This window comes from Ralstonia sp. RRA (assembly GCF_037023145.1).
Taxonomy (GTDB): Bacteria; Pseudomonadota; Gammaproteobacteria; order Burkholderiales; family Burkholderiaceae; genus Ralstonia.
This window is the reverse complement of record NZ_CP146092.1, coordinates 1242070-1261333: the sequence shown is the minus strand read 5'-3', so window position 1 is coordinate 1261333 and position 19264 is coordinate 1242070. Positions and strand designations below refer to the sequence as shown.

Below are 19264 nucleotides of genomic sequence, written 5' to 3'. Positions count from 1 at the left end.
CAAGCGGTACGCCCGATTTGTTTTTGGGGTCTGCACGTTTGTCCCTGGCCGCACCCAAATCGGACGAATCTCATTGCTGCAAGCCGGCCCGGCACGCAAAGTGTGGTTCGAGCCCAAATCCACGCGCCACGCCATGCAGCCCTTCCGCGACACGCCCGCAGCCCCCGCTTCCGACGAGGCCAGTCACGCCATCATCGCCGGCCTGCTCCCCCCGCAGGTCATCAGCACACTGACCGAGCTGTTCGGGCTCGACCTGCAGCAGTGGCGCTTCATCGTCGACTTGTTTACCGAGACAGTCGAGCAGGACCTCGCCAACCTGGAGAAGGCCCTGCACGGTGGCGTGGATGCAGAGATCATCGAGGCCTCGCATCGCATCGTGGGCTCGTCTCGCATGCTGGGGCACCTGGCCATCGGCGATGCCGCGCGCGCCATTGAGCGCGTTGCGCAAAGCGTGGGGCCGTATCACGAGCGCGCGGCGGAAATGCAATCGAGCTTCACGCATCTGTCTGCGCTGGCAGATGAGTTCCGCCAGCAGATCAGCCGCTGCACCTGGCCGAACTCGGCAGTTGCCGGCTAAGGGTTGCCAGCCAGGCGGCCATTGCGCTCGGCCAGCCTCCGGTTGAGCAGCAGCGGCACGACACCGATTGCAATGCCGCCCAGGCCGATCAGGTTGGTCGCCCAATCGAACGTCGGCACGCTGTAGGCCGCAATGAACCACAAGAACAGCGCACTACCCAACGGCCACAGCACCAGAAACACTGCATCAAACACCGAGCGCAGCGCATCGCGCCGGGAGTGCCACGCACAGGCAAAGCCGGCTAGCCCGTAGTAGAACGCCACCTGAAAGCCGATGGCATTGACCGAATCCTTGATGATCGCGTTGATGCTCGGAAAGAACGACGCACCAAACAGCAGCACCAGCCCAATCGTGGAGATGACGGCCGTGGCCATCCACGGCGTGTGCCAGGTCTTGTGCAGCCGAGCATAGCGTGCGTGCAGCATGCCGTCGCGCCCCTTGGCGTAGAGCGTGCGCGTGAACTGCAGGATGGAGGTCTCCAGCGTGCCGATCGTGCTGAGCATGACGGCCACCACGGCCACGTAGCTCCATGGGCGCGGCAATAGCTTGTCGGCCACGGCAAAGATGACGTTGGTGCTGGATTGCTCGATTTCTGCATCGCTCAGCACGAGCAGGATCACGGCGGCAAAACCCATGAACAGCGCCAGCACGATCACCATGGCCCACAACGCGCCGCGGCCCGGTGCGTGATTGGCGTCGCGTGTTTCTTCCGTCAGGTTGACGGTCACATCCCAGCCCCAGAAGAAGAACAAGGCCGTGAGCGCCCCCGTGGCGAAAAGCTGCGGCGTGAATGCGCCCGGTGACAGCCAAGCCCACGACAACGCATGCGCCGGGTGCGCACCGAACTTCGACACCGCCAACGCAATCAGCGCAATCAGGATGACGGTCTCCACCACCGTCATGGCGACTTGCGAATAGCTCGTCAGCTTGATGCCTTTGATGATGACGGCGCTCACCACCAGCAGCCACGCGGCAGCCACCAGCGTGACCACGGCGGGCTGGTCGGCCAGCGACGGCGCCACCAGCGTGAGCGTGGCGGTTGCCGCCGGGATCGTGCCCGACACCATGAACACGCCAGAGGCCACCAGCAGTGCCCAGCCGGCAAAGAAGCCCAGCGTGCGGTTGAAGATGGCGCCCACCCAGGCATACGCCGCGCCTGCGTGCGGGTTGATGCGATTCAGGTGCAGGTAGGCAAAGGTCACACCAAACATGATCAGCCCGCAGTACAGCAGGCTTGCGGGCGTGAGCGCGCCGACTGCCGCAATCAGCGTAGCCGTGGTGGCGGCAATACTGAAGGCGGGCGCGGTGCCCGCTACGCCCATCACAACGGATTCGCCGACGCCCAAAGCGTGTGCATCGAGCCCTGCCTGCTCCGGCTGCGCTGGCGTATCCGTTGTACGCGTCGTCATCGCCACCTCCGTTGTCCGGCTGCTCAGGCACTGCCTGTCTTCAATTGCAGTATTGGCGCTCCTAGCCACAACACCAACCGATTTGATGTCAAGCACCAACCGGGCATCAGCAATGCCATTCCTCAGGACTATTTATGTTTCTGGTCACATAAATCACTTGATTAGGCTGTATGTTGCTTATCCCGCAATACAACGGATTTCTACAACTATTGATTTAGAACAGGGCTCATCACTATCTTCGCGGGCAACGTCGGCGCAGTCCCTCTGCAGCCGGCGGGTACGTACCAGCCATGACTGGTCCGGCCAACTCACTTCATACCGTAGCAACCAGGCACATCAACGCATCCGGGGGGATTTCGATGTCCGAAGCTGTACTGCATCCATTTTTTTCGCGCGAGCGCACCATCGCCGCGGTGGGGTTCAACCGCTGGCTGGTTCCGCCGGCCGCCTTGGCCATCCATCTGTGCATCGGCATGGCCTATGGCTTTTCCGTTTTCTGGCTGCCGCTCGGGCGTGCACTGGGCATTGCCAAGCCGCAAACCTGCGGCGCCGATATCTCGCTGATCGCTGAGCTGTTCACCACCACCTGCGACTGGCGCATTTCCAGCTTGGGCTGGATGTTCACGTTGTTCTTCGTCTTCCTCGGCCTGTCTGCTGCGCTGTGGGGCGGCTGGCTGGAACGCGTCGGCCCGCGCAAGGCCGGTGTCGTGTCGGCGGTGTGCTGGTGCGGCGGCCTGCTGATCTCGGCACTCGGTATCCAAATGCATCAGCTCTGGCTGCTGTGGGTCGGCTCCGGCGTGATCGGCGGCATTGGCCTCGGGCTGGGCTACATTTCACCCGTATCGACGCTGATCAAATGGTTTCCGGACAAGCGCGGCATGGCCACGGGCATGGCCATCATGGGCTTTGGCGGCGGCGCGATGATCGGTGCGCCGCTGGCTGACCGCCTGATGAAGCTGTTTGCCACGCCGGATTCCGTGGGTGTCGCGCAAACGTTTATCGTGCTGGCCGGCATCTACTTCGTGTTCATGATGGCCGGTGCCCTGGGCTACCGCGTGCCGCCCACTGGCTGGAAGCCGGCCGGCTGGGCGCCCTCGCCTGCCAAGGCGAAGGACACCATGGTCACGCAGCGCCATGTGCACGTGAACGAGGCACTGAAGACGCCGCAGTTCTGGCTGATCTGGGCCGTGCTGTGCCTGAACGTATCGGCCGGCATTGGCGTACTGGGCATGGCCTCGCCGCTGCTGCAGGAAGTGTTTGGCGGCAAGCTGCTGGGCGCGACCACGGCCTTCACCGAGCTGACCGCTGCACAGAAGGGCCAGATCGCCGCCATCGCTGCCGGCTTTACGGGGCTGCTGAGTCTATTCAACATCGGCGGCCGTTTCTTCTGGGCGTCGCTGTCGGACCGCCTGGGCCGCAAGATGACCTACGCGATCTTCTTCGTGCTGGGCTTCGTGCTGTATGCGTCGATTCCGTGGACTTCGCACACCGGCAACATCGCGCTGTTCGCGCTGGCGTTCTGCGTGATCCTGTCAATGTATGGTGGCGGCTTTGCCACCGTGCCGGCCTACCTGGCTGACATGTTCGGCACGCAAATGGTGGGCGCCATCCACGGTCGCCTGCTGACCGCGTGGTCGACCGCCGGCATCCTGGGCCCGGTACTGGTGAACTATCTGCGTGAGTACCAGATTGCCCATGGCGTGGAACGCGCTGCCGTGTACGACATCACGATGATGATCCTGGCCGGTCTGCTGGTCTTGGGCTTTATCTGCAACCTGCTGGTACGCCCGGTGAACGCGAAGCACTTCATGACCGACGCACAACTCGACGCGCAACGCCATGCAGTGGCAGCCAAGAGCCTGACGCCGTCGGTGACGGCGCCGGAAACATCGCTGGAATGGAAGGCCCATCCGGGTTCCGCCGTGGCTGTGGTGCTGGCCTGGGCGGCCGTTGGCCTGCCGTTGGGCTGGGGGGTTTGGATTACACTCCAAAAAGCTGCTGTTCTGTTCTCTTAACGCCTGAAATCAAGCCACCGCGCCGTCATGAAGCATCAGAAAATCGAGTTTTACCGTCATCCGGCCGGTGGCTGGGGCGCGCTTAAAAGCGTTGCGCATCAACTGCTGTCGCAGGGCATCGCCGCCAAGGGCGCCAAGACGATGCTGTCGGCCAACCAGCCTGACGGCTTCGACTGCCCCGGCTGCGCATGGCCTGATCGTGACCACGCCTCCACATTCGAATTTTGCGAGAACGGCGTGAAGGCCGTGGCTGCTGAAGCCACGTCGCGCCGCACCACGCCCGAGTTCTTCGCGCAGCACACCGTGCGCGAACTGGCCGAGTGGTCCGACTACGCGCTGGAAGACCAAGGGCGCCTGACGCACCCGATGGTCTATGACGCTACCAGCGACAAATACGTCCCGATCGAATGGGACGCCGCCTTCGCGCTGATCGCACAGCACCTGCGCGCGCTGCCCGATCCGAACCAGGCGATCTTCTATACCTCGGGCCGCACCAGCAATGAAGCGGCCTTCCTCTACCAATTGTTCGTGCGTGCATATGGCACGAACAATTTCCCCGACTGCTCCAACATGTGCCACGAGCCTTCCGGCACGGGCATGCGGGGCAGCATCGGCGTCGGCAAGGGCACCGTCACGCTCGACGATTTCACCAAGGCTGATGCCATCTTCATCTTCGGCCAGAACCCGGGGACGAACCACCCGCGCATGCTCGGTGAGCTGCGCGAGGCGTCCAAGCGTGGCGCGAAGATCGTGTCATTCAACCCGCTGCGCGAGCGCGGGCTGGAACGCTTTGCCGATCCGCAAAGCAAGATCGAGATGCTGACGCTGGGCTCCACCCGCATCAGCACCGAGTACCACCAGGTGCGCATCGGCGGTGATCTGGCAACGGTCAAGGGCATCATCAAACATGTGATCGAGCGCGATGACGTGGCGCGCAGCCGCGGCGAACCCGCCATCATCGACCACGCGTTCATCGCCCAGCACACCGGTGGCTTCGACGCCTTTGCCGCCGATGTACGCGCCGAATCGTGGGCGACCATCGAAGCCGAATCAGGCCTGCCGGAAAACGAAATCCGCCAGGCCGGCGATACGTACCTCAAGGCCGGCAGCGTGATCGCTTGCTGGGGCATGGGGATCACGCAGCACAAGCACTCGGTGGCGACCATCCAGATGATCGTCAACCTGCTGCTCCTGCGCGGCAACATCGGCCGCCCGGGCGCCGGCGCGTGCCCGGTGCGCGGCCATAGCAACGTGCAGGGCGACCGGACAATGGGCATCTACGAGAAGCCCGCACCCGCGTTTCTCGATCGGCTGGAAAAGGTGTTTGGCTTCAACGTGCCGCGCGAACATGGCTATGACACCGTCGGTGCCATCGAAGCGATGCGCAACGGCGCGGGGCGCGTGTTCTTTGCCATGGGCGGCAACTTTGCCGCGGCCACGCCGGACACCGCTGCGACGTGGGCCGGCCTGCGCCAGTGCGACCTGACCGTGCACGTGACCACCAAGCTCAACCGCAGCCACATCGTGCACGGCAAGGCCGCGCTGATCCTGCCTTGCCTAGGCCGGACTGAAGTCGACCAGCAAGCCGGTGGCACGCAAGGCGTGACGGTGGAAGATTCGATGAGCATGGTGCACATGTCGGCGGGCATCAATCCGCCGGCATCGCCGCATCTGCTGTCGGAGCCCGCCATCGTGGCGCGGCTGGCCGAGGCAACGTTACCCGAGAGCACCATCCCCTGGCGCTGGCTGGTCGAAGACTATGACCGTATCCGCGAGCGCATCGAAGCCGTGTTTGATGACTTTGCGGGCTTTAACGAGAAAATCCGCGTGCCGGGTGGCTTCCGCCTGCGCAACACCGCATCGGAGCGCGTCTGGAACACGCCGTCTGGCAAGGCGGAATTCCACACGCACGGCATCCCGACCGACACGCCCGTCCACCGCGCCCGCGAGCGCCATGCCGATGCCACCGTCTTCACGCTGGCCACGGTGCGCTCGCACGACCAGTACAACACCACCATCTACGGCATGGACGACCGCTACCGCGGCGTGTTCGGCCAGCGCCGCGTGGTCTTCATCAACAAGGAAGACCTGCACACCATCCGCATGAAGGATGGCGAGTGGGTGGACATGGTGACGCTGTCCGACGATGGCACCACGCGCCGTGCTGATGGCTTCCGTCTGGTGGCGTATGACATCCCGCGCGGGTGCCTTGCGGCGTACTACCCGGAGACCAACCCGCTGGTGCCGCTCTCTGCCGTGGCCGATCAGGCACGTACACCGACGTCCAAGTCGATTCCGGTGATGCTGGTGCCGAGCCAGGTTGAACGCACCGCCGACGCGCAGGCGGCCACCTCGGCCGAAGCCTGATGTCCAACGAACCGGCGTGGTCTGCGCTGCAGCTTGCGCTGCTCGCGGCACTGCACGAGACCGAACCGGGCAAACTGGTGTCGCTGCCCTGGCTGACCAAACGCGTGGGAGAACGCGCCAGCACCGTGCTGCGCGCGTTGCATCCGCTGGCCGATGCGGGCCTGTTGCGCGTCACCATGGATGACACACGCTGGCTGGTCGTGCTGCTCGATGCCGGCCGCGCTGTACCGAGTACCACCGCATGACCGCCCTCACCCGCCACCCTGCCGGCCTGCCCGTCGTCTCCACCTCGGCGACGCGGCGCACACGTGCCGGCACGCATGAAGACGCCGCCACCGTTGTCGCAGACGAAGCGCCTGTGGCACTCGTCTTCAACGGCATCACACATGCCGTGATGATGGCGTCGCCGATGGATCTGGAAGACTTTGCGCTGGGCTTCGCGCTGTCGGAAGGCATCATTGACAGCCGTGCCGACTGGCGCGGCGCCGATGTCGCAGCACATGCGCCCGGGATCGAGGTGCACGCAGAGATTGCCACTGGCTGCTTCGCACGCTTGAAGGAACGCCGCCGCGCACTGGCCGGCCCCACGGGGTGCGGCCTGTGCGGCATCGAAAGCCTGCAGACCTTTGATGAAACGCCGATGCCGCTCATGCGTCCGGCTTGGGTCGACACGTTGACTGAGGCGCAGGTGCTGGATGCGTTGAACGCAATGACCGCACATCAACCGGTAATGCCCCCGTTTTCCACAGTCGGCAGAAGTAGAAACTAAGCGGCCATGGCCAGCCGCTGCTTCGGGGTAAAGCCGCCCAATGCCATATTTGGGCGCTCGTGATTGTAAGTCCACATCCAGTCGGCCGCTGCCTGCCGAACCTGCTCCAGGTCTTCCCACAGATATTGCGAGAGCCATTCGTATCGCGCGGTCCGATTGAACCGTTCGATGTACGCGTTCTGTTGCGGCTTGCCCGGCTCAATGTATTCCAGCCGTATACCTAGCTTCTGCGTCCAAGTCACGATGGCTGTGCTCAGGTATTCTGGGCCGTTGTCACAACGAATTACCTTCGGCTTGCCACGCCATTCCATGTGCTGCTCCAGCGTGCGAATCACCCGCTCGGACGGCAGCGAGAAATCCACCTCAATGCCCAGCGCCTCGCGGTTGAAATCATCAATCACGTTCAGCGTCCGGATGCTGCGCCCGTCAACGAGCTGGTCATGCATGAAGTCCATTGACCACACTTCGTTGATGGCATGCGGCACCGACAGCGGCTGCGGCGTTTCGCGCACCAAGCGTTTCTTCGGCTTGATGCGCAGGTTCAGCTCCAGCTCCCGATAAATCCGGTAGATGCGCTTGTGGTTCCACCCGAATCCCTGCACGTTACGCAAGTAGTAATAGCACAGCAGAAAGCCCCAGTTGCGATGACAGCCCGTGATACGCATCAGCCAGTCTGCAATCTCTTCGTTCTCCGTGTTCAACTTCGCCTCGTATCGGTAGCACGACTCGCTGATGCCGAACACTGTGCACGCCACACGAATTGACACGCGGCGCTGTTGCACAACCTGCTTTGCCATCTCGCGCCGGCGAGATGGCTTCAGAACTTTTTTGCAGCGCCTCCGAGGCAATCTCAGCCTTGAGCTTCTCCTCGATGTACATCTTGCGCAGCCGGGCATTCTCCGCCTCGAGCTCCTTCATGCGCGACATCATCGACGCGTCCATCCCGCCGTACTTCGAGCGCCATTTGTAGAACGTTGCCGAACTGATGCCCAGTTCCCGGCATAGCTCCGGCACCGCAAGCCCAGCCTCCGCGCGCTTGAGCGCCTCCAATATCTGGCTATCTGTGAATCTCGACTTCTTCATCTGCAGAACTCCCTCTTAACGAGAAAATTCTACTTCTCCCAGCGGTGGATTTCAGGGGGTATTACCAACCCTTCAACGCGCTGACGGGCGGTCTGCATGCGGCCGGCTGGGTTCCGTCGCAAGGCGACGTGCCACTGCACGTGCTGGAAGATGTCGGCCGCCACAACGCGCTCGACAAATTGATTGGCCGATTGGTGCGATTGGGCATCCGCCCTGCAGACGGTTTCATCATCATGAGCAGCCGTGCGAGCTTTGAGCTGGCACGCAAGTGTGTGCACGTGGGTGCACCGCTGCTGGCGACAATCTCCGCGCCGTCATCGCTGGCCATCCGCCATGCGAAGGCTGGAAACCTCACGCTACTGGCGTTCTGCCGGGGCGATGCTGTGACGCGCTTCGCCTGAACCGGCTGAGGGTTCCGCAAGCACGGCTTTAGCGGTATCGGCGTAGATGGATTGGGCTTGGTCGAAGCGCTTGCGCTAGATCTCCACCTTGCTCCCCAGCTCAACCAACCGGTTGGCTGGAATCCGGAAGAAATCCGATGGCTTGGCGCTGTTGTGCTGCATCCATGCAAACAGCGACTCACGCCACATCGCCATGCCGGGCAGCGGCGACGGCACCACCGTGGCGCGCGTAATGAAGAATGACGTCTCCATGTCTTCAAAGACGATGTTCAGGCGCTGGCCCACGCTCTTGACGATGTCGTCCACGGCGGGGGTTTCCTTGAAGCCGAAATCCACGGTTGCCGTGTAGATGTCTTCGCCGATGGTCTTGAGCACCATCCGCTTGGCGGGCTCCACATAGGGCACCGCCAGCGTGCGGAAATGGATGAACAGCACGCGCTTGTGCAGCACGTGGTTGTGCTTGAGGTTGTGCAACAACGCCAGCGGCACAAACTCGATGCTCGGCGTGAGATACACAGCCGTACCATCCACGCGATACGGCGGATGACGCAGCAAGCCTTCCATAAAAGGCTCAAGCGGAATGCCGCCCTCCACGTTGCGCGCCTTGAGCAACTGCGTGCCCGTGTGCCAAGTCACCATCAGGAAAAAGATCAGGCCGCCCAGCAGCAGCGGGAACCAGCCACCCGCCGCAATCTTGAGCAGGTTGGCGCTGAAGAACGACAGGTCCACCACCAGAAACACAGTGCCGAGGCAGGCCACCACGGGCAGGCTCCACTTCCACGCATTGTGCATCACCACGGTCACCAGGCCCGTGGTCAGCAGCATCGTAGTCGTCACGGCAATGCCGTAAGCCGCGGCCAGGTTGTCGGACTTGCCGAAGGCCAGCACCACGGCCACCACCAGCAACAACAGGATGTAGTTGACGACCGGCACGTAAATCTGACCGATCTCCACGTCCGACGTGTAGAGAATCTTCATGCGTGGCGCATAGCCCAGGTGCACGGCCTGCGCCGTCATCGAGAATGCGCCGGAGATGACCGCCTGCGATGCGATCACGGTAGCGGCCGTCGCCAGCACCACCATCGGCCCGACGGCCCAGTTCGGCATCAACAGGAAGAAGGGGTTCTGCACGGCGGAAGGCTCGCGCAGCAGCAACGCTCCTTGCCCGAAGTAATTCAGCAGCAGGCACGGCATGGCGATGTAGAACCAGGCAAAGCGGATCGGCCGCGCACCAAAGTGGCCCATGTCAGCATAGAGCGCTTCGGCGCCCGTCAATGCCAGAAACACCGAGCCAAACACGATGAACGCCAGGATGGTGTGCCGGAACGCAAATTCGAGGGCATAGACCGGGCTCAATGCCACCAGCACCTGCGGAGACTTCACCACCGACACCAAACCGATCAGCCCCAGCAGCACGAACCAGATCAACATGATCGGCCCGAACAGGCGCCCGACCACGTGCGTGCCCTGCTTCTGCAGCAGAAACAAGCCAATCAGCACAATCAACGCCAGCGGCAACACCCACGTCTGCAGCGCGGGCGCCATGATTTCCATGCCTTCAATGGCGGAAAGCACCGAAATGGCCGGCGTGATCACCGCGTCGCCGTAGAACATGGCGGCGCCCAACAGGCCGAGCATCATGAGTGTGCGGGTAAACCGGGCGCTGCCGCCGCTGGCGCGCATGGCCAGCGCTGTCAATGCAAGGATGCCGCCTTCGCCGTTGTTGTCGGCGCGCATGACGAACACCACATATTTGATGGAGACCACCAGCGTCATCGCCCAGAACAGCATCGACAGGATGCCGAAAACGGTCTGATCCGAGAACGGAACCCCATGCTCGGGGTTGAAGCATTCCTTTAACGCATACAGGGGGCTGGTGCCGATGTCTCCGAAGACCACGCCGATTGCGCCCACCATGGTGGCCATCAACGCGGGTTTTTTTCTGATTGTGCTGGCGGTGGCTGTCGTCATGGTTGCTTGCGACTGGAACGGCGGGAGCACACGCAATTCTTGTGCACGATCTGCCATGCCGCCCACGCCTGGCGCGGCTTTGGAGTGCGGCAGAAGCCACTAAAGCTTAGGTGAAAACGCTCGGTTTTGTGCGAGTGTTTGCACCGATGGCGAGAACGCCCGGACCCTGATGGGCCCAGCAGGCATCGTCTATGCTTGACCAAAACAAAAGAAGTGAGAAAACAGACTTTGACGAGGAGACGCGCCGAGCATATATTCACCAAACGATCGTTTGGCCGGTTTGGCCGGGTCTGCCTGCTATGTTTCTCTTGGCCGGCGGCCGATCGATTTCTCAACTTTACGACTCAAGATCATGGCTACTGGTACTGTTAAGTGGTTCAACGACGCAAAGGGCTTCGGCTTCATTACCCCGGATGACGGCGGTGAGGACCTTTTCGCGCATTTCTCTGCGATCAATGCGGCGGGCTTCAAAAGCCTGAAGGAAGGTCAAAAGGTATCGTTTGACGTCACGCAAGGCCCGAAGGGTAAGCAAGCGTCGAATATCGTGCCGCAGTAAGTCGAAAGCCGGGGCACAGGCACAGCCAAGATCGTCATTGCGATTGCAGGACGGCGCGTCATCCTTCCGGGCAGGAGGCGCGCCGGTCAAAAGCCCCTAGAAGTCAGGTTGTAAGGGTTGTTCAGTACGTGTTTGCCATCAAGCGGTCGAAGGGTTGCTGGAAACAGCGCTCCGGTTTGACGAAGTCCCTCTCGGGAGAATGCAATGGCCAGCCGAATTGAAGATTACGCCGTTCAATATGATCCGCCCGCCGGGGCAGCTGCAGAAATGCACGCTGCCCCGCGTTTTATTCGGGATTCGGAGATCCAGTTTTCACGCACGCCGGCTTTCCGTGAGGGCCAGCGCGTGAGTTTCGATATCGAGATTGGCCCCGATGGCGAGCCGATCGCCGTGAATATCAAACCAATATGACAGCGCGGTTGACCAACCGCATGCTCAAAGAAAAAAGGGAGGCATAGCCTCCCTTCTTCTTTGGTGCATACCGCTTTACTTGGCAGTCGGCATGACGAACTCGGCGCCCTTGCCGATCGAATCCGGCCAGCGTTGCATCACACTCTTGTAACGCGTGTAAAAACGCACACCCTCTTCGCCGTAGGCGTGGTGATCGCCAAACAGCGAGCGCTTCCAGCCGCCAAAGCTGTGCCAGGCCATCGGCACCGGAATCGGCACGTTGATACCGACCATGCCAACCTGAATCTGCCGCGCAAACGCGCGCGCCACGCCGCCGTCGCTGGTGTAGCACGACACACCGTTGCCGAACTCGTGCGCGTTGATCAGATCCACCGCCTCGGCAAAATCGTGCACACGCACCACTGACAACACCGGGCCAAAGATCTCTTCCTTGTAGATCGTCATGCCGGGTTTGACGTGGTCGAACAGCGTGCCGCCGGTAAAGAAACCTTGTTCATGGCCATCCACCGTGTGGCCGCGGCCATCCACCACCAGCTTGGCGCCCTCTTCCACGCCCTTGGCGATATAGCCTTCCACCTTGGCCTTGTGCGGGCCAGTGACGAGCGGCCCCATTTCGCTGGCGGCGTCCATGCCGTTGCCGATCTTGAGGGCCTTCGCACGTTCCGCCAGGCGCGGCACGAGCTTGTCTGCGACGTCGCCCACCGCCACGGCCACGGAGATCGCCATGCAACGCTCGCCGGCCGAACCGTAACCGGCGCCGATCAGTGCATCGACGGCCTGGTCGAGATCGGCATCGGGCATCACCACCAGATGGTTCTTCGCACCGCCCAGCGCCTGCACGCGCTTGCCGTGCTTCGTGCCTTCCGTATAGATGTACTCGGCGATGGGCGTGCTGCCCACAAATGACAGCGCCTGCACGTCCGGGTGCACCAGCAATGCATCGACGGCATCCTTGCCGCCTTGCACAACGTTGAACACGCCGTCGGGCAGCCCGGCCTGCTTGAGCAGATCCGCAATCATCAGGCTCGGGCTCGGGTCACGTTCGCTGGGCTTGAGGATGAACGTGTTGCCGCAGGCCAGCGCCACCGGCGCCATCCACATCGGCACCATGAACGGGAAGTTGAACGGCGTGATGCCGGCCACCACGCCCAGCGGCTGGCGCAGGTTCCAGTTGTCGATGCCGCCACCGATGTTGTCGGTGAATTCGGTCTTGAGCAGGTTCGGAATGCCGCAGGCGAACTCCACCACCTCAATGCCGCGCGTGACTTCGCCCTTGGCATCGGAGAACACCTTGCCGTGCTCGCGGGTAATGGCCGCAGCCAGGGCATCGTGGTTCTGGTCGAGCAGCTCCTTGAACTTGAACAGGACCCGCGAGCGCTTGAGCGGCGAGGTCTCGGCCCACGCCGCTGCGGCGGCCTGCGCGGCAGCCACGGCAGCATCCACCTCGGCCTTGCCACCCAACAGTACCTGCGCGCTCACGGCGCCAGTAGCGGGGTTGAACACATCGGCACTGCGTGTGCCTGCGCCGGCATAGCGCTGTCCGCCGATGTAGTGGCTGACCACGGATTCGGTCACAGCGGGATCAATCGGTCGGTTCATCTCAAGCTACCTCTTGCAGAACGGTACGAACGGTATCGAAGATGCGCGCGATCTGCGCCTCGTCGATGATGAGCGGCGGCGAGAACGCCAGGATGTCGCCGGTGTAGCGCACCAGCACGCCACGCTCCAGGCATTTCAGGAAGACTTCGTACGCGCGTGCACCAATCGCACCCGGGCGCGACTCCAGCTCGATGCCGGCGACCAGCCCCAGGTTGCGGATGTCCTTCACATGCGGTGCGCCCTTGACCGAATGCGCCGCCGCTTCAAATGCCGGTGACAGTGCGCGTGCGCGCTCGAACAGGCCTTCGCTGCGATACAGGTCGATGGCAGCAACCGCAGCGGCAGCAGCCAGCGGGTGCGCGGAATACGTATAGCCGTGGAACAGCTCGATCGCGCCCGGTGCGCCGGCATCAATGATCGTGTCGTGCAGCGACTGGCGCACGGCCACGGCGCCCATTGGCACGGCGGCGTTGTTGATGCCCTTGGCCATCGTCAGCAGATCCGGCGTCACGCCAAAGAACTCCGCTGCAGTGGCCGCGCCCAGGCGGCCGAAACCGGTGATGACCTCGTCGAAGATCAGCAGGATGCCGTGCTTGTCGCACAGTGCACGCAGACGCTGCAGATAGCCCTTGGGCGGCACCAGCACGCCCGTGGAGCCGGCCAACGGTTCAACGATGACGGCCGCAATAGTCGACGCGTCGTGCAGCGCGACGAGGCGCTCCAGCTCATCAGCGAGGTGTTCACCCCAGGCCGGCTGGCCCTTGGAGAACGCGTTGTGCTCCGGTGCATGCGTGTGCGGCAGGTGGTCCACGCCCGGGATCAGGTTGCCCGAGAACGCCTTGCGGTTCGGCGAGATACCGCCCACCGAAATGCCGCCGAAGCCCACGCCGTGGTAGCCGCGCTCACGGCCGATCAGGCGCGTGCGTTGCCCCTCGCCACGTGCGCGGTGGTAGGCCAGCGCAATCTTGAGCGCCGTGTCCACCGCCTCCGAACCGGAGTTGACGAAGAAGATGCGATTCAGCCCTTCCGGCATCAGCTCAGCCACTTTCTCGGCCGCGCGGAAGGCCATCGGATGGCCCATCTGGAAGGTGGGCGCGAAATCCAGCGTGCTGGCCTGCGCGGTGATGGCGTCGACGATCTCCTTGCGGCTGTGGCCGGCGTTGACGCACCACAGGCCGGCCGTACCGTCCAGCACCTCGCGGCCATCGGCGTCGCGGTAGTACATGCCTTGGGCCGACGTGAGCAGGCGCGGTGCGGCCTTGTACTGGCGGTTGGCCGTAAACGGCATCCAGAAGTAGGACAGATCGGTCGTTTCCAGCGGGTGCGGTGCGGGTTTCATCGGCGTCTCCGGAAGAAAAGCAGGCAAGCGTGCATGCAGCACAACGGTTCGGGCAAACTGTACAGAGTCACACGCACTGCGGACATGCACAGATGGCGGTTCTGCATGAAACTGTATAGGTGCCCACCGCGCTTATGTCGCTTAAATGCCGCATCGCAACATGCAACTCGAACTCGATCCTCATCACCCCCAGCGTACGTTGGTCGATCAGATAGTCCAAGGCATTCGTACTGCCGTGGAAAGCCGCAGCCTGCCGCCGGGCACACGGCTGCCCTCGGTGCGCAAGCTTGCTCAGGCACACGACGTCAGCACGTTCACCGTGGCCGAGGCCTACACGCGGCTGGCCGCGCTAGGGGCCATCGTGGCGCGGCCGCGCTCGGGCTATCTGGTGGCCGCGCGTGCGCCAGCACAACCCGCGTCCGTTGCGCCGCGATGGGAGCCACCCAAGCTCAACGCGGCGTGGCTGCTGTCGGATGTGTTTGCCGATCGCTCCATCGCCATCAAACCAGGTTGCGGTTGGCTGCCGAACGATTGGCTGGACGAGCGTGGCGTGCAGGAGGCGATGCGCGCCGTGAGCCGGGTTTCTGCATTGCGCGTGGCGGGCTACGGGCACCCATGGGGCTACGCACCGTTGGGCGAGTACGTGGCGGAGTCCCTCACCCTGCGCGGCTTGCCGGTCGAGCGCTCGCAGGTACTGCTGACCAGCGGAGCCACCCAGGGGCTTGATCTGATCGTGCGCACCTTGTTCAAAGCTGGTGACGTGGTGGCCGTGGATGAGCCGGGCTATTGCAACGTGCTTCAGGTGCTGAAACTGGCCGGCCTGCGCGTGGTCGGCGTGCCGCGCACGCCAGATGGCTTGGACACAGCGGCCCTGGAAGCCATCCTGCGCACCGACGATGCCGAGCGCCCACGCGCGCTCTTCACCAGCTCCGTGCTGCAGAACCCCACCGGCACCTCGATGACCGCGCAGAACGCCTACCGCGTGTTGCAGTTGGCCGAGCAGCACGGCCTATGGATCGTCGAGGACGACCTGCACCGCGAACTGGCCGACCCCGCCGCCCCCATGCTGGCCGCGCTCGATGGCCTGCGGCGCACGCTGTATGTGAGCGGCTTCTCCAAGACGATCTCGCCGTCGCTGCGTTCGGGGTATGTGGTGGCGGATGCCGCCATCACGCGCGAATTGGCCCGTACCAAGATGGCCGTCGCGCTCACATCGTCGGAAATTACCGAGCGCATCGTGCATGCGTTCGTGACCCGGCCGGTGTATGCAGAGCACGTGACGCGGCTCATTGCGCGCCTGGCCAAGGCCCATGCCGATGTGGAAGCGCTGATGCGCGAGCACGGTGCCGTCACGTTCGATACGCCGGGGCGCGGGCTCTTCCTGTGGGCACGCCTGCCGGGCCACCCGAATGCCTCCGCGCTGGCCGACCAGGCGATCGGTCACAACATCTGGCTGGCACCGGGCCAGTATTTCCGCACCAACGAGGCCATCGACCCCTGGCTGCGCTTTAACGTGGCGTACTCCGCCGAGCCCGCGCTATGGGCATTTCTCGCCCGGCAATAGCGCTTTTCACGCAGGCACAACAACGCATTGCGCCCGTCAACTAAGGTTGCCGATCACACATCCACATGCGGCTTCACAGTACGATATTTGCCTATGCAATGACATAGGCGAGTACGGGAAGCGCGTCTCGGTATCAGTGATTCGCCTGCGCATGTGACGGTTTGACCTTCCTGTCACATAAGCCCGGCAGCATCGGCTTTTGTTTCACGTGCATGTCGGCTGGCGCACCACCGTCAGGCTTTGTCTATCGTGTTCCAGGCATGCCGGCCTCACAGAGCCTGTCCTGAGGCCGGCTGATTTCCCGCTCTTCTCGCTGTCCGGATTCCCCTCCCTCCTCGATCCCTTACCGCACAAGGAATGCCATGGATATCAAGACTGTCCGCGAAACCGCGTTCGCGATGCCGATCACGAGCCCGGCCTACCCGCCCGGTCCGTACCGCTTCATCCACCGTGAGTTCTTCATCATCACGTACCGCACCGACCCGGCCAAGCTGCGCGCCATGGTGCCAGAGCCGCTGGAAGTGCCCGAGCCGCTGGTCGCCTATGAGTTCATCCGCATGGCGGACTCCACCGGCTTTGGCGATTACACCGAGAGCGGCCAGGTGATCCCCGTCACCTACGAGGGCAAGCCTGGCACCTACACGCTGGCGATGTACCTGGACGACCACCCTCCCCTGGCCGGCGGCCGCGAAATGTGGGGCTTCCCCAAGAAACTCGCCAGCCCCAAGCTGGAAACCGACAAGGACACGCTGATCGGCACGCTGGACTACGGCCCCGTGCGCGTGGCCACGGGCACGATGGGCTACAAGCACCGCGAGCTGGATCTGGCCGAGCAGAAGCGCCGGCTGGAGCTGCCCAACTACCTGCTCAAGATCATTCCGCACGTCGATGGCAAGACCGCGCGTATCTGCGAGCTGTCGCGCAATTACATGATCGACGTCGACATGAAAGGCGCCTGGACGGGCCCGGCCTCGCTGGAACTCGCACATCACGCGCTGGCGCCGGTGGCCGAACTGCCGGTGCTGGAGATTGTCGAAGCTCGGCACATCATTGCGGACCTGACCCTTGGCATGGGCGAGGTCGTGTTCGACTACCTCGCCAAGTAATTCCACCTCCATCCCCCTTCAGGAGCAAACACCATGTCTGATTTGAAAGGCAAAGTCGCTGTTGTCACGGGTGCCGCCAGCGGCATCGGCAAGCAGATCGCCCTCACGCTCGCCAACTCGGGCGCCGCCATCGCCATCGTTGACCTGAACGAAGATGGTGCAAAGGCCGTCGCCAAGGAAATTACCGATGCAGGCGGCAAAGCCATCGGCCTGCGCATGGACGTAACCGACGAACAAGCCGTCGACAGCGGCATCGACCGCGTGGCGGAAGAGCTGGGTTCGGTCGACATCCTCGTTTCGAACGCCGGCATCCAGATCGTCAACCCGTTCGTGAGCTACTCGTTTGCCGACTGGAAGAAGATGCAGGCCATCCACGTCGACGGTGCCTTCCTGACCACGCGCGCAGCGCTGCGCCACATGTACAAGGACGACCGCGGCGGTGTGGTGATCTACATGGGTTCGGTGCACTCGCACGAGGGCTCGCCGCTCAAGTCGGCCTACGTGGCGGCCAAGCATGCGCTGCTGGGGCTGAACAAGGTGCTGGCCAAGGAAGGCGCTGCGCATAACGTGCGCTCGCACGTGGTGTGCCCGGGCTTTGTGCGCACGCCGCTGGTTGAAAAGCAGATCCCCGAGCAGGCCAAGGAACTCGGCATCAGCGAGGAAGAGGTCGTCAAGAAGGTCATGCTGGGTGATACGGTGGACGGCGTATTCACGACGGTGGAAGACGTGGCCGAGACGGTGCGCTTCCTGGCCACCTTCCCGAGCGCGGCGCTGACCGGCCAGTCGTTCGTGGTCAGCCACGGCTGGTTCATGCAGTAAGCCCAATCCAGGAGACCGGAGGAGACATGCCCGCACCCAAGCTACGCGTGGCGGCCAGCCGCGCCAAGTCCAACGACACTGCGGAAGCCGCCAGCACCTCGCCGTCGCGCATCGAACTGCCGCCCTACGAGAACATCGCGCTGGTGCTGCAGGGCGGTGGCGCGCTCGGCTCGTATCAGGCCGGCGTATTCGAGGGGCTGGATGCGGCCGGCATCGTGCCGAACTGGATTGCGGGCATCTCCATCGGGGCGTTGAACACGGCCATCATCGCGGGCAACGCGCCTGAGCATCGGTTGGCAAAGCTGCGCGAGTTCTGGCAGATCATCACGCAGCCCACCTTCTCGCCGCCGCTGCCGGACATCCTGGAAAACGCCTGGTTTGACGGCAATTCGCATCTGCGCAAATGGCTGACCGCCATGCAGGCGGCAGACACCCTCATCGAGGGGCAGCGCGGCTTCTTTACGCCACGCATTCCCGCGCCGCTGCCGGCCAATGAAATGGACCCGCTCGACGCCAGCTACTACGACACGACGCCGCTGAAAGCCACGCTTGAACGCCTGTGCGATTTCGATCGCATCAACGACGGCGGCATCCGCGTATCGGTGGGCGCGGTGAACGTGCGCACCGGCAACCTGGAAGCCTTCGACAACACCGAGCGCCGCCTGTGCGCCGAGCACTTCATGGCGTCGGGCGCGTTGCCGCCGGGTTTCCCGCCGGTGCTGATCGATGGTGAGTACTACTGGGACGGCGGTGTCGTCTCCAACACGCCGCTGTCGTACGTGCTGGGCTCCAAGCCACGCCGCGACACGCTCGTGTTTCAGGTGGACCTGTGGGCCGCGCTGGGTCCGGTGCCTAACACCATGATCGGCGTCGCCAGCCGCCAGAAGGATCTGCAGTATTCCAGCCGCACCCGGCTGATTACCGACTGGATGGAGCGTTCGCAATCGACGCGCCGGCTGGTGCGCAAGATGCTCGAGCATCTGCCCGAGAAGGAATTCGAGCGCACACAGTGGTACAAGCATGCGCAGGAGCTGGCCTGCACCAAGCGCTACAACGTGATCCACCTGATCTACGCAGCCAAGGAGCACGAGGGCCCCGGCAAGGACATCCAGTTCGGGCCGTCCACCATGCGCGACCACTGGGGCTCGGGCCTGTCGGACATCCGCGAATCGCTCTCGCACCCCGAGTGGCTGGCGATGCCGGATGATGAGTCCGGCTTTGTCACGCACGACATCCACCGCCACCCGCACGCCGAGCGGCGCAGCAAGCGGCTTTAAG

15 protein-coding genes and 2 pseudogenes are annotated in these 19264 nt (G+C 63.2%); 12 read left to right on the top strand and 5 right to left on the bottom strand.

The genetic code is table 11. From position 1 onward, the window contains the following. Window positions 1–73: 73 nt before the first annotated feature. Complete coding sequence (locus V6657_RS23725; protein WP_248694641.1) at window positions 74–577, top strand: Hpt domain-containing protein; 504 nt, start codon at window positions 74–76, stop codon at window positions 575–577. Here the strand turns inward: V6657_RS23725 and V6657_RS23720 are convergent. After that, on the bottom strand, window positions 574–1986 hold the full coding sequence (locus tag V6657_RS23720; RefSeq protein WP_048935932.1) for an APC family permease: 1413 nt from the start codon (window positions 1984–1986) through the stop codon (window positions 574–576). The two genes, V6657_RS23725 and V6657_RS23720, sit on opposite strands and share 4 nt — an antisense overlap. 359 nt (window positions 1987–2345) lie before the next feature. Here V6657_RS23720 and V6657_RS23715 point away from each other — a divergent pair, with 359 nt between their 5' ends. The 4 genes and pseudogenes from V6657_RS23715 to V6657_RS23700 form a co-directional block, all read left to right on the top strand. Next, window positions 2346–4001 (top strand): OFA family MFS transporter, encoded by a 1656-nt coding sequence (locus tag V6657_RS23715; protein ID WP_048935931.1) that lies wholly within the window; start codon window positions 2346–2348, stop codon window positions 3999–4001. A 27-nt stretch (window positions 4002–4028) separates the two neighbouring features. Next, entirely contained in the window at window positions 4029–6368 is a 2340-nt protein-coding gene (locus V6657_RS23710) for an FdhF/YdeP family oxidoreductase (protein ID WP_048935930.1), read from the top strand. After that, on the top strand, window positions 6368–6613 hold the full coding sequence (locus V6657_RS23705) for a hypothetical protein (RefSeq protein WP_048935929.1): 246 nt from the start codon (window positions 6368–6370) through the stop codon (window positions 6611–6613). The genes V6657_RS23710 and V6657_RS23705 overlap by 1 nt, the downstream gene beginning before the upstream one ends. Further along, window positions 6610–7095 (top strand): annotated as a pseudogene (locus V6657_RS23700) (formate dehydrogenase accessory sulfurtransferase FdhD); the annotation flags it as partial. The gene V6657_RS23705 and the pseudogene V6657_RS23700, both read left to right, overlap by 4 nt. Before the next feature lie 38 nt (window positions 7096–7133). On the opposite strand, the gene V6657_RS23695 reads toward V6657_RS23700, so the two are convergent. Then, window positions 7134–8220, bottom strand: a protein-coding gene (locus V6657_RS23695) for an IS3 family transposase (protein WP_237433453.1) whose coding sequence is annotated in 2 segments (ribosomal slippage) — window positions 7134–7968 and window positions 7967–8220 — 1089 coding nt in all. Because the reading frame shifts where the segments join, the coding sequence is not laid out codon by codon here. Window positions 8221–8282: 62 nt separating this feature from the next. On the opposite strand from V6657_RS23695, the pseudogene V6657_RS23690 reads away from it, so the two are divergent. Then, window positions 8283–8621, top strand: a pseudogene (locus V6657_RS23690) (formate dehydrogenase accessory sulfurtransferase FdhD); the annotation flags it as partial. Between the two features lie 75 nt (window positions 8622–8696). On the opposite strand, the gene V6657_RS23685 reads toward V6657_RS23690, so the two are convergent. Continuing rightward, a complete protein-coding gene (locus V6657_RS23685) occupies window positions 8697–10592 on the bottom strand; it encodes a potassium transporter Kup (RefSeq protein ID WP_048935961.1) in 1896 nt (631 codons plus the stop codon). 352 nt (window positions 10593–10944) lie between these two features. On the opposite strand from V6657_RS23685, the gene V6657_RS23680 reads away from it, so the two are divergent. Together V6657_RS23680 and V6657_RS23675 are read left to right on the top strand one after the other, a co-directional pair. After that, window positions 10945–11148, top strand: coding sequence for a cold-shock protein (locus tag V6657_RS23680; RefSeq protein WP_021192552.1), 204 nt, complete (start codon window positions 10945–10947; stop codon window positions 11146–11148). 204 nt (window positions 11149–11352) lie between these two features. Continuing rightward, entirely contained in the window at window positions 11353–11559 is a 207-nt protein-coding gene (locus V6657_RS23675; RefSeq protein WP_048935927.1) for a cold-shock protein, read from the top strand. 75 nt (window positions 11560–11634) lie between these two features. Here the strand turns inward: V6657_RS23675 and V6657_RS23670 are convergent, their stop codons facing one another. Further along, complete coding sequence (locus tag V6657_RS23670; protein ID WP_048935926.1) at window positions 11635–13158, bottom strand: CoA-acylating methylmalonate-semialdehyde dehydrogenase; 1524 nt, start codon at window positions 13156–13158, stop codon at window positions 11635–11637. A 1-nt stretch (window position 13159) separates the two neighbouring features. Continuing rightward, a complete protein-coding gene (locus tag V6657_RS23665) occupies window positions 13160–14497 on the bottom strand; it encodes an aspartate aminotransferase family protein (RefSeq protein ID WP_048935925.1) in 1338 nt (445 codons plus the stop codon). 160 nt (window positions 14498–14657) lie between these two features. Here V6657_RS23665 and V6657_RS23660 point away from each other — a divergent pair, with 160 nt between their 5' ends. From V6657_RS23660 to V6657_RS23645, 4 genes are all read left to right on the top strand, one after another. Further along, on the top strand, window positions 14658–16061 hold the full coding sequence (locus V6657_RS23660; RefSeq protein WP_048935960.1) for a PLP-dependent aminotransferase family protein: 1404 nt from the start codon (window positions 14658–14660) through the stop codon (window positions 16059–16061). Between the two features lie 362 nt (window positions 16062–16423). Continuing rightward, window positions 16424–17167, top strand: a complete 744-nt coding sequence (locus tag V6657_RS23655) for an acetoacetate decarboxylase (protein ID WP_048935924.1) — start codon at window positions 16424–16426, stop codon at window positions 17165–17167. A gap of 33 nt (window positions 17168–17200) precedes the next feature. After that, a complete protein-coding gene (locus tag V6657_RS23650; RefSeq protein WP_048935923.1) occupies window positions 17201–17986 on the top strand; it encodes a 3-hydroxybutyrate dehydrogenase in 786 nt (261 codons plus the stop codon). A gap of 26 nt (window positions 17987–18012) precedes the next feature. Continuing rightward, complete coding sequence (locus V6657_RS23645; RefSeq protein ID WP_048935922.1) at window positions 18013–19263, top strand: patatin-like phospholipase family protein; 1251 nt, start codon at window positions 18013–18015, stop codon at window positions 19261–19263. Window position 19264 lies beyond the last annotated feature (1 nt).